Raw genomic sequence first — 12,511 nt, 5'->3', positions numbered from 1 at the left:
GAAAATTGCAACACGTTGATTTATAACGGTTCATCCTTCGACAGGCTCAGGACGAACGAGCAATTTACGGGTTTTTAGAGGTGCCAATAAGCTAATTAGGAAACCAAAGGTGGAAAAAGTTAGCAACTTTTTTGGCGATCAACCGATAATAGTAATAGATGAGTGATAAGGACATTTGTAAATATGTTCCGATTTTGGAATCCCGAATTTGGGATTTTATGCTTGTGATTGTTCGGAAAACTGAACAGGCTAATTCCTGCGTCTCATAACTAGATGAAAAGTATTGTTTTTTTATTTTTAGAAGATGGCATGATATTTGCTTGATGAATACTAAATGTTCGGGAAGATGATTCATGAGGAATCTAATCGACCCCAACTTAAATTAAGGAGGTAGCTATGGCGATACCCGCAAACGTAGCTTCGTTACTGGGAGCAGGTGCAGTTGCAAAGTTAGATTTTGAACCTCCCACCAGAGATCCACAAGATCCACATTCAAGTGGCTGTGCCGCCGGCGGAGATTCTTTTGTTTCCGTCGATTGGTCCAAGTTCAAGCTTTTAAGCCAGGGGGTAGAACAGGCGTTTGCCATGCTAGGTCGCTTGTGGTCGGATTCGAAGCCCGCACCGATGTCGGCACCGAGGCCGGATCCAGTCACCGGACTTCAGTACACCAAATATCTTCCCAGTAATTATGGACCGAAGTATTGATGAATAATGGGGCGTTAGCGAAGGATCCAGCGTTTTTAACACGTTGAATCACCGGAGCATTCGGTCGTTCCTCCCTCGGAATGACAAAATCAATGGTTTCGATGAATTGAGACAGATCGGGAGGATCGAGAATGGCGGCTTGCGTCCCGAGCGCGAGCGGATTTTATCCGGAATACGATTCTGTCTCCGGAATAGACTCCTACTAGTGCATCGTCAATTTAATTTTTATCGACGAAGTCGGTAGAAATTAAATTGTTACGTGCACTTGTGCTAAAGACAACCAGTAAAAATTTAATAGACAATGTACTAGTGACTGCAATGATCTTACCGGCGAACCCTGTCCGTTTGTGTTCGATCACGATAACGACGGTCTGTGCGACGAGCTCGATTGCACGATGAATCCATAAATAGCCCAATCCATAAAATGTAATTTCCTCTCCAGATCGAACCTTTGCGATTTAGCGAGCCCTTGTCTTCTCGACTGCGCTCGAAGCATAAAATCTGCCCTGAGGCTGTTGACTTTGTCATTGCGAGGCCCCGAAGGGGCCGTGGCAATCTCCCGAAATCAATTAGTTGCTGGAGATTGCTTCGGGCTTCGCCCTCGCAATGACAGGCAAATCGGCATTTTATCAACAGCCTCGCCCTGACGTCAACGAATTGACACAATTATCGTTTTGAGCTTGATTTGAGTTTTGTAATCGTATAGCATATCATGGAAACTCCAAGTAATTCATGGAATTGTACGTGCCCCGAGATCAACGGGAATCGTCGCATAAGTGGCATGAGAATTGCACATTCACTGTTTGGAGAACGTTTTATGGACCAGCTAGAAAAAAATATCAGCGCCTTCTTCAGCGGTTTTGACAACATCTCCGCCGTTTATCTGTTCGGCTCACATGCCAGGGGGCTCGCCAAAAAGGGAAGTGACGTCGATGTTGCGGTCCTCTTCTCTGTATCCAATGTTCCCGACGCTTTATCGGCAATGCGGATAAAACAGGAGCTGTCCGGTCATATAGGCGGCGATGCGGACCTTGTGGTACTTAACAACGCCAATCCCGTTCTTAAAAATCAGGTGATAAGATACGGTAAAAAGATACTCGACAAAGATCATCATCACTTAAGTCTTTTTTTGATCCGCTTAATGACCGAATATGCCGATCTCAAAATTATGAGGCGGGCGATAGAGAAGAATATCCTCAGAGGGAGGGTCTATGGTCGACCGTGACATAGTGCTGGAAAAGATAAAGAACATCCAAAATTGTCTTAAACGCATAAAAGACAAGACAAAGGGCGGACCCTCATCTCTGGACGATCTGGACACCGAGGAGATATTCGTTCTGAATCTCCAGCGCGCGGTACAATCGACGATCGACCTTGCAAGCCATGTGGTTTCAAGCGAAGGATTGGGGCTCCCCGACGACCTGGCCGAGAATTTCAGATTATTGCAAAAGGCGGGCGTGATCGACGCCGTTCTGATGAAAAAGATGATCTCAATGGTGGGTTTCAGAAATATCGCCGTTCATGAGTACAGTGAAGTGGATACCGATGTTCTGAGATCTATCCTGAAGGAGAACTTGAAGGATATCGAAGATTTTTATGCATTGGTTTTAGAACGCTATAAAATGTAAGCAGGGGGTCTTGAGAACAAGGAGCGCTATTATGAAGATACTTAAATGTCTGTCATTGCGAGGCGTGAGCCGTGGCAATCTCCTGCGCACAGCCGCATTCGTACTCACCTTATTCTTCACCGCACCGGCATTTGCCGACACGATTTCCAAGGGCGCGCTCGATGGGAACCCCGTCCCCTTAATGAGCGAGCCTTTAGAGGCTATTTTTCAGAATGAAAAATCGACAGCAAGTGTATATGACATAGGTTTTTTTAGCCATTCCACCTTTCCGGATTCCGTAAATTTTTCTTCAGATAATTTGACCGCTAAATATCCTGATGAAAATGGAGAGATAAAAGAATTTTATGTTGATGACTATTATATGGTGAAAGGGCATTCGTACAGACTTCTTGAAATTCAGGATGAAGCGGAAGATGCGTGCAGTGGTATTTTTGATGATCTGGGATCGTGTGTCAACGCTCCGGGGGGCTACGATAGTTGCTGGGATAGTATTGTATCTAATATTAATAGGCCGCTACTTAAAAAATTCATGGATATAAGTTCAGCGACAAGAAGATACCTTAGCTTTTTTTCTCCTTTGTCGGAGCTTGTATACCTTAAAGATCAAATAGCTAAGGCGGCTACTCTTAGCGTCGTTTGCGACAAAGAATTCCAGTCTGAGCTTGCAACAATGCCTGAGAAGGAAGCAAACACGTTTAAGAGTGTGCTTGAAACCGCCGGGCCATTTCCCGGCGGCTTCATAGAACTGTCGCTAGCGGATGTTCGGTTTGATAGCGGTGAAAATAATAATGTTAATTTAGCTAATTGGCAAACGCCTTATAGCGGAGGATTTCCTATCCTGCCAGACAACGCTTATTCTGCAACGGCTGTCGATTTTAAAGATTCGCGGCCATACGGCATAGTCACAGTAAGCTATTCTCATAAAAATAATCCGCTCTTTTTTTCCGACTACAAGTCCGGCAAAGATTTTAAATTGATTGCTTATTATCGTTTCAACGATGAAACAGATCTGTTGGAATTATGGACTTTCGTGCCGTCGTTTTACACGAATCCTAAATGCAGTCAGTTAGCTATGATTGCAACCACGACGCCCAAACAATTGTTTGATAAGGGCTGTCTTAGAGAGACAATGCCCATAGCCGTTGCAAGTCCCAATTTTAAAGCGCAGGTTCAGGACGAGCTTTCCGACTTGGTCATAGCCGATAGAGGGATGATTTCCGATTCTTCAGGTTATCTCACATACTATTTTGGCAACGCGTTGGATACCATTTCCGACACCCCCCCATTTGCGTATCAAGGCTTCAAACCACTGCTTGGCACGGAGCCATATGACATGACTGTTGTTGACAAAGATTCCGTCCTGATAACCACGAGCGCAGGAATTGAAAAATTCTTTTTGAAGAACGGACAACCAGAGATAACGCCTGCATACACAGATAAAAACGATGATTTCAGGGCGTATCAAATAGCAGTGGTAGATTTTGGAACAGACTGTCAGGGTTTTGCGTTCACATGGGCAAAAAATTTAGAACCTTACAAAACGCCGACATTCGCCAATTATTTTACGCTCGTTAAAGGCGAAAAGAAAGACGGCATTTGCCAATATAGCGAAATAGGCCAATTTGAAGGGGGAATTAAAGAGGACGTAAACGGTCAAATTGTAAATAACGCCCAACTTTCTTCAATCGCATTTTCAGGAGCCGATTTGTCGAGAGATATTTTGGCAGGTGTTTGGGTGGGCGATCAACGCATTTATACCAATAAAGACGACAAAGAAGAGGCGAGAGCTTATTTTTTCCAGATTGCAGACGGCACAATCAGCCCATTCACAACGCCTGAAACATATCCGGTTGCCATAGGCGAACAACTTGCGTATTTAGATTCTCCAAACAATTCGAATTGCGTGCAAGGCTCTTCGAAAGTTTGCGGCGTGAGAAAATTGCGTGTGGATAGCCACATGAACCTGGGCGTGGTCCTTGGCGCCCCGATAGTATTTGAGGGGCCCAAGAAATGTAAGGAGTATGTTACTGGGGATGCTAATCTAGTAAGTGATGCCATGTCTGACAAAGAAGTTCCTTCATGGTACAAAGACGACAGCGGGAAAGACTGGGACACTGGTGGTTTAAATGGAAAGCCCGACGGCGTGCCGGATTTTTGCCAGTGCGAGAGAGATATCGATAAGGATGGTTTTAATGATGCGGATCCAGAAAATATCCTGCTTTCAAACCTCAAGTGTGACAACTGTCCCGAGAGTGTTTCGACTCTTTGCTTAACACCGGGACCGACTATTAACGGTTGGCCGTATCCACCAGCTGAAACGGATGCAGGAAAATGTTATAACCCTGATCAAAAAGATACCAGTGGCGATGGAGTAGGGGATATTTGCGAAGGGCTGAAATGTAAAGTTGGTGATGAGATAATACACATGCCGCCGGTAAATATTATTTCTGACAAAAAAGGACCAAAAGGCGAAAGTTGCTATGAAAATGATGCCGATTGTGACGGGTGGTCTGATCTTCCATATGGGAAGATTCCATGCGATAACTGCACGCCACCAAATTCATATTATCCCCCTCAACCTGGCTCAAAAAACAAATATTATAATCCAAAACAACTCAAGCCATGCACACCAAAAACAAACCTCAACCTCCCAAGCTTCATCACATCAGCCTATGCCGAAACCCCAGCAACCAATAAGACGATGAACGAGGCCGAAGCTTCTGCCGGCAAAATGAGCATAAATAATCCTTTAAGCACCGGAACTAGAATTGGAGTTGAGGCAGAAAAAAGGCCAGAAGCTACCCCTGATATTCAAATAAATTATAAATTTCAAATGCCGGAACAGAAGATCGTGACAATTCCTCCTACACCGCCACCCAGCTCTGCTGTTGAAGAACAGCCAACTAATCCGAAATCGAAGCCATTTCTCGCAAAACCCGGAGCCGTCACTGTGCTTATAAATAAAACGCTTCCTTTCGTTTCACCGCTTCCGCCGCTTCCTCCTCCTCCCGAAATTATTCCTGCCGTCGGCTCCTGCACGCAGGAGGTGGGGCGCGACGGTCATGTCTCGATAGGTTTTGGCGAGGCGGAAAGCAACGCGGACAAGTATATCAAAGGCCTCAACTTAGAGGTCGCGAAAATAATCGCCAACGCCTACAACTCAAGTAAATACAAAAAGGAACATGGCCTTGCAAATGTCGCCCCGGAAGATGTCAGGGCCGACGTATTTGTGGGCGAAGGCGGCTATTATAGGAACGTATGTTTGATAGCGAAGGGGAGCGATATCAGCAATTCGCTGTCCGGATGGGGTATCTGGCAGACAGCCGGCGCGCCTTTTGATCCCAAAAATTTCGGCAAGGGAGAGAACGAAAATATGCGCCCTGTGTTCCCTCCGGATGAGAGCGAAGTTGTCTTCTCGTCCGGCAAAACGGAAAAGGTCGCAAGAAACGACCTGCTCAAGAATTCGGCCACGAGAATAATAGCCTCAAACGGCGGTCCTGCCCAAAATGAGGCGATACTGACAAGCGCCAGCGCCGCTAATATCGCTCCTTCTATCGTTGCCAACTCCAAGTATCAGTTCACCGTCCCCGACGGCAACGTTTTCCTCGATCAGAGTTCGCCGGCGGACGCAACTGCAAGCGTTGCCGCCGACCTCGGTGCCACCAAAGGTGACCCGCTGATGAGGGTCAATGTGCGATCGATCCCCGCGGGTTCGTTGAACATAACAAAGACCTCCTACAGTACAGCGCCTCCTGTGGATACGGAAACGGTCGAGTTCTCCATGGAAGGGTTTGCCCCTTACGATGTAGGCTCGTGGTATCATCCGGACATGGCCGGACCTCTGCTACAGGAGAGGGGTTTTGATCCAAATTCCATCCTTGCCTGCATCAAAACGGCGGCCGAAGAAGTCGCAAATAACGAAGCCGATGCCGTAAATATGTCGACCGTACTTGATAAGGCAAATGCCGACGGTTGTATGTCCGGCTGGGATACAACAGGATGGTTGGACCTTAAATATGCGGCATCGGTCGGCGATCCCGGAACCGTAAATGTATACAAAAAGGTCGTACCGCTCGGCGCGGCCGGAGAATCGATGTCATCCGGAGGCTGTTCCTGCAAGAACAACATAAGCGGCAGCATTCCTGCCGGCGCCGGAACGGTCCTGCCGTTCCTGCTGTCGCTTGCGGCGGTCATGACCTTACGGGTTCGCCGTAAGCACTAATCCATTCCGGGGACACGCACTTATAATTTTCGAATTTAAGTGCGTGTCCTCGATTTCCTCTTGCATAACAAGTACTTATTTGCTACACATTATACGTTCTTGTTGGGACCGCTCATGGTGAGCCTGTCGAACCATGAGAGGAAAACAATAGTTCGTTTCATCCTTCGACAAGCTCAGGATGAGCGCAAGGGCTTTATATGCGAAAAATTCTATTTGCGGTTCTTTGTCTTACCTTAATTTCGACGATAGCTCATGCACGTTATCAGGAGGTTGATGCCATCATCTTCAACCCCGTGACCGACGGCGGCAAATACGTTACCATTCAGGAATCTTCGACGTTGCCGCAATGGCGCTTCAACGCCGGCTTTTATCTTGACTACGCGCGCAAGCCGATAAGGGTCAGCACATCGGTCGGAGAGAGACCGGTGGTCGACGATATGCTGATATTCAACGCGCTTGGAGCGGTCGGTTTTACCGACTGGTTCGAAGCAGGCTTGAATCTTCCCGTTATCGCCTACGAAACGTGGGCGAACCCGGATTCCATCGCCGTTGATAAGGGAAGCTACACGGGCCTTGGCGATCTAAGACTTGAATTAAAATTCAGACTTTTAGACATTGAAAGATATCATGTAGGCATCGGCATCCTTCCGTTCGTGACTTTTCCGACCGTTACGTCGAATCTTCAGTCCAAGTCAAGCTCTACCGTTCCCGGCGGATGGACGAACGGCAAGTTCGCTTCCAACGAGTCTTTTACCTACGGGGGGAAGTTGATAATAGAAGGCGATATTATGAACCGCGTCTGGCTCGCTCTGAACGCCGGCTATCAGTTCTTGAAATATCGTCAATATTCCACGCTTAATTCCGACGCCTGGGTCGATAATGTCTTGACCTTGGGCGGCGCCGCGCATGTTAGAATAAACGATTCGTGGAGGATAATCGGAGAACTTTATACCGAAACGGTCGCAAAACCTTTTTCTAACGCGTTCCAGAACAAACGTCAGACGCCGACCGAGGCCGATCTTGCTGTCAGATATCAGCCGCAGAGCATACCTGATATTCGCGGTTTAACTTTCACGCTCGGTGGTGGAAGAGGCATCATTTCGCGAGGAATAGGCGCTCCCGATTTCCGCATTTATGCCAGCGTCAATTTCCGCAAGCCCAAGATCATCGAGTTGCCGCCGCCGCCACCTCCGGCAGAGGTTGAGGCGATGGTCACGGAAAAGATCATTATCACCCAAAAGATACATTTCGAGTTCAACAGGTCTAACATCAGACCCATTTCTTTCCTTATACTTGACGACGTTGCCGAGCTCCTGAAGAAGAACCCTGGCATTAAAAAGATCGAGGTCGCGGGTTACTGCGACGGTATAGGCGGAGATGCCTACAATATAAGGCTGAGCCAGAAACGCGCCGAGTCCGTTGCCAACTATCTCATCGGCAAGGGTGTTGACCGCTCGCGTCTTGTTGCCAAGGGTTATGGCAAATCCAATCCTATAGCCGATAATAACACTACCGAAGGCCGAGCAAAGAACCGCCGCGTTGAGTTCACCGTGCTTGAATAATAATGTTTAAGCTCGTTCGCCTTTCGACAGGCTCAGGGTGAGCGAGGTTTTCACCCGTCCGCTCATCCTGAGCCTGTCGAAGGATGAACTCATTCGTCATTGCGATTTGGACATTGGGCATTAAATGAACGACCTACAAACATCCATCCAATACATCAAGGGCGTCGGCCCCCGACTGGCATCTGTACTCGGCAACCGCCGTCTTTACACCGTTAACGACGTCCTTTTCCACTTTCCCTACAGATATATCGACAGGCGGGAGATAACCTCCATCAAAGATGCCGCCCCGGGAAAAGAACGGACGATAATTGGCGAGGTTGCCACAAGCGGCGTCTCTTTTTTGGGGCGGAGCCGCAAGCGCATATTCGAGGTGATGATTACCGACGGCAAGGGTCTTGTTTCGGCAAAGTGGTTCCATTTTAACAAGAACTTCGGCGAGCAGTTCCGAAAAGGGACCAAGGTGCTTTTTGCCGGCGAGTTGACAGAATACAACGGAATGAAACAGTTCGTCCATCCCGAGACCGAAGTCCTTGGCGACGACGACTCACCCGAGATAGGCGGCAAGATACTTCCGATCTATCCTTTAACAGATGGCGTTTCTCAAAGGCTCTACAGAAAGATAATCAATAACGCCTGGGAAAAATATTCGCACGAAATAAAAGATGTCTATCCGACAGAGTTTGCCAAAAGGCATGAACTAACAGGCATTAAAGAGGCCGCGCAATTCCTGCACTTTCCGCCCAAAGAATCCGAGACCGAAAGACTTAATTCGTGGCGCACCCCAGCGCACAGGACCATTATCTTTAGCGAATTCTTCATCCTAGAGCTGGCGCTTGCCATGCGGCGCGCCTCCAACGAAAAGGAGAAGGGAATATCGTTCGATTTCAAAAAGGACGAATATGAAAGGTTCTTGGGCACCCTTCCTTTTGAGCTTACCGGGGCGCAGGAGCGGGTGATAAGGGAGATACGCCAAGATATGGCGAACGGCCATCCCATGAACAGGTTATTGCAGGGCGATGTGGGGAGCGGCAAAACGGTCGTGGCCCTTGCGGCGGCCCTTCAGGCGGCGGCAGACGGTTATCAGGCGGTCTTTATGGCTCCTACAGAGATACTGGCCGAACAGCATTTAAAGAGCATGGAACCCATTGCCGAAAAGTTAAGGGTTCCGTGCGCGTTACTGACGGCCAGCGTAAAGGGCGATGCCCGTGCCTCTATTTACGGCGGCGTTGCAAAAGGCGATATTCAGATACTCGTCGGAACCCATGCGGTGATCCAGAAGGACGTTAAGTTCGCCAAGCTTGGCCTGGCCATAATAGACGAACAGCACAGGTTTGGTGTGGCCCAGAGGATGGCCCTTCACAAAAAGGGGGCCTCGCCGGATGTCCTTGTAATGACCGCAACGCCCATTCCAAGGACCCTTGCCATGACGCTTTACGGTGATCTTGAGGTATCTGTGCTGGACGAACTCCCCAGAGGGAGGAGGCCCGTAATCACAAAGTCCTACAGCGATAGACAGCGGGAAAAACTTCATGCAGGCATACGTATGGAGCTCGAGCGGGGTCATCAGGCCTATGTGGTCTATCCCTTGATAGAAGAATCGGAAAAGATAGATCTTAAGAACGCTACTGAAGAGGCTGCGCTTCTTTCTCAGGTCTTTGCCCCGACGTATCGCGTGGAGCTTCTGCACGGTAGAATGAAGCAGGAGGAGAAGGAAAGGGTGATGCGCGATTTCAAGGCGGGGCGCGTCCATATTCTTGCCGCGACCTCTATTGTAGAGGTCGGCGTTGACGTCCCCAACGCAACGGTCATGGTCGTTGAGCATGCAGAGCGCTTCGGGCTTGCTCAACTGCACCAGTTAAGAGGCAGGGTTGGCAGGGGAGATGCGCAGTCCTTTTGCATCCTTATATGTTCAGGATATTTGAGCGAGGACGGCAGGGCGCGCCTCAATATAATGATAGAGACGACCGACGGGTTCAAGATAGCCGAGGAGGATTTAAAGATACGCGGTCCGGGGGAGTTCTTAGGGACCAGACAGTCGGGGTTGCCGGAATTCAAGCTCGCCGACCTTATTAGAGATGCCGGCATGTTGCAGACAGCGAGGCAGGCGGCATTTGAGATGATAACCGAAGATCCTAAATTAGAGTTGCCGAAGAACAGGCCGTTCTCGGAACTAATGAAGGAACGAGGCAATATCGAACTGGGAAAAGTTGCTTAGTATATGTCATTGCGAGCCCCAAAGGGGCGTGGCAATCCCACGAATACAATCGGGGGATTGCTTCGCCTACGCTCGCAATGACACGTTGGTAATTATGAAGCCTATAAAAAAACTAAACCTCTCCTGCATGGATGTTCATAATATAAAGGCACAGCTTCGCAAACACAAGCTTCACACCGTTTGCGAGGAGGCAAGGTGCCCGAACCTGGGCGAATGTTTTTCGCGCGGGACGGCAACGTTCATGATACTTGGCAACACCTGTACGCGTTCGTGCAGATTTTGCAATGTGCGTTCCACCCTTCGACAGGCTCAGGGTGAGCGGGGCGCTCAGTCGCTCATCCTGAGCCTGTCGAAGGATGAGTTGCTTTCACCTCCTGATCCGCAAGAACCGGCCTCCATTGCCCGAATGGTCTCGGAACTAAAGCTCAAACACGTTGTAATAACTTCTGTCACCCGCGACGACCTGCCGGACGAAGGGGCCGGACACTTTGCCGCAACTATCAAGGCTCTTAGATCGCTCATGGTGAGCCTGTCGAACCATGGACAGTCGCCCATCCTTCGACAAGCTCAGGATGAGCGACCGATCACTATCGAAGTTCTCACGCCGGATTTTCATGCCCGCCCCGAATGTTTAAAGACCGTTTGCGATGCAGGGCCCGACATTTTTAATCATAATATAGAGACCGTAAGGCGACTGACTCCTGCCGTCCGCTCGCACGCCGACTTCGACAGGTCCCTTAAGATTTTAGGCTGGATAAAAAATAGTTATTCTAATATAATCACCAAGTCCGGAATAATGGTGGGGCTTGGCGAGAGCATGGGCGAGATTAACGCGACCTTGAATGAACTGAAAAACGCCGGTTGCGAAATGGTAACGATAGGACAGTATCTTGCGCCAAGTAAGACCAACGCACATGTTGAAAAATATTACAGTGAGGAAGAGTTTAGAGAGCTTAAAGTAATGGGTGAGAATATCGGGATAACAAGCGTATTTAGCGGAGTTTTTGTTAGGAGTTCCTATATGGCAGAACAAATATTTGTTCATGGTTCGGCAGGCTCAGGATGAGCGGGTTTTTATACCTCGCTCATCCTGAGCCTGCCTGCCCTGAGCGGAGTCGAAGGGTCGAAGGATGAATAAAATAGGAGGATAACATGGATCGCAATTTAGCCCTTGAACTTGTTCGCGTGACCGAGGCGGCGGCAATATCTTCGTCACGTCTTATGGGACGTGGTAATGAAAAACTTGCTGACCAGGCGGCGGTTAACGCCATGCGAAGGTCGCTCCAGACCATCAGCATCAGGGGAACGGTTGTGATAGGTGAGGGTGAACGCGACGAGGCCCCCATGCTTTATATCGGTGAAAAGGTCGGTCAGTGGAACGATAACGATCCCGAGGTGGATATTTCGCTAGATCCTTTAGAAGGGACCACAATAACGGCGCGCGGCGATCCGAACGCCTTGGCAGTTATAGCGGCGGCGGACAAGGGTAACTTTCTCAACGCGCCCGATACCTACATGGAAAAGATAGCCGTTGGCCCTTCGGCAAAAGGCGTTATCAGCCTGAAACTTTCGCCCACAGAAAACTTAAGACAGATAGCCAGGGTCAAGAACTGCGAGGTGAGCGACCTTACCGTTATAATACTGGACAGAACGCGCCACGAAGACCTTGTTCGCGAAGTGAGGGAATCGGGGGCCCGCATCAAGCTCATTCGCGACGGTGACGTTTCGGCGGCCATAGCAACGTGCAGAGAATCCCGCGGCGTTGACGCTCTTATGGGAACGGGTGGGGCGCCTGAAGGTGTGCTGGCCGCCGCGGCGCTTAAATGCATCGGCGGCGATATGCAGGGAAGGCTTGCCTTCCGCAACGAAGAGGAAAAGAGCCGTGCACTAAAGATGGGAGTGAGTGACCTTAACAAGATATATAATGTAGATGAGCTCGCAAATGGGAACGTGGTCTTTGCGGCAACTGGAGTTACACACGGCGATTTTTTGAAAGGGGTCGTATTTTTCGGCGGCGGCGCCGTTACGCACTCCGTTGTTATGCGTAGCGAAACAGGAACGGTGAGATATATCGAGACCCATCATGATTTCAAGCGCAAGCCAAAATATTCGTGGGAAGAATAATGGCAAGATGCGCTCATGGTGAGCCTGTCGAACCATGAGAGATAGCGAAGGTTTA

General features: G+C 48.9%; 8 protein-coding genes. All 8 read left to right on the top strand.

Features of this window, described 5'->3' with window-relative positions; all coding sequences use genetic code 11:
• Positions 1–396 precede the first annotated feature (396 nt).
• Positions 397–705, top strand: coding sequence for a hypothetical protein (locus COV46_03825; GenBank protein ID PIR17532.1), 309 nt, complete (start codon positions 397–399; stop codon positions 703–705).
• Positions 706–1,417: 712 nt separating this feature from the next.
• Positions 1,418–1,930 carry a hypothetical protein gene (locus tag COV46_03820; protein PIR17531.1) on the top strand — a complete coding sequence of 171 codons (513 nt, stop codon included), beginning with the start codon at positions 1,418–1,420 and terminating at the stop codon, positions 1,928–1,930.
• Entirely contained in the window at positions 1,917–2,333 is a 417-nt protein-coding gene (locus COV46_03815) for a transcriptional regulator (protein PIR17530.1), read from the top strand. The genes COV46_03820 and COV46_03815 overlap by 14 nt, the downstream gene beginning before the upstream one ends.
• 31 nt (positions 2,334–2,364) lie before the next feature.
• Positions 2,365–6,555: a hypothetical protein gene (locus COV46_03810; GenBank protein PIR17529.1), complete on the top strand. Its 4,191-nt coding sequence runs from the start codon at positions 2,365–2,367 to the stop codon at positions 6,553–6,555.
• A gap of 1,208 nt (positions 6,556–7,763) precedes the next feature.
• A complete protein-coding gene (locus COV46_03805; GenBank protein ID PIR17547.1) occupies positions 7,764–8,117 on the top strand; it encodes a hypothetical protein in 354 nt (117 codons plus the stop codon).
• Between the two features lie 124 nt (positions 8,118–8,241).
• Complete coding sequence (locus tag COV46_03800) at positions 8,242–10,332, top strand: ATP-dependent DNA helicase RecG (protein ID PIR17528.1); 2,091 nt, start codon at positions 8,242–8,244, stop codon at positions 10,330–10,332.
• 94 nt (positions 10,333–10,426) lie between these two features.
• Complete coding sequence (locus COV46_03795) at positions 10,427–11,398, top strand: lipoyl synthase (GenBank protein ID PIR17527.1); 972 nt, start codon at positions 10,427–10,429, stop codon at positions 11,396–11,398.
• A gap of 86 nt (positions 11,399–11,484) precedes the next feature.
• Positions 11,485–12,456, top strand: a complete 972-nt coding sequence (glpX, locus tag COV46_03790) for a fructose-bisphosphatase class II (GenBank protein ID PIR17526.1) — start codon at positions 11,485–11,487, stop codon at positions 12,454–12,456.
• Positions 12,457–12,511: the final 55 nt, after the last annotated feature.

Source organism: Deltaproteobacteria bacterium CG11_big_fil_rev_8_21_14_0_20_49_13 (assembly GCA_002796305.1).
GTDB lineage: Bacteria > UBA10199 > UBA10199.
This window is presented reverse-complemented; position numbering and strand designations above follow the sequence as displayed.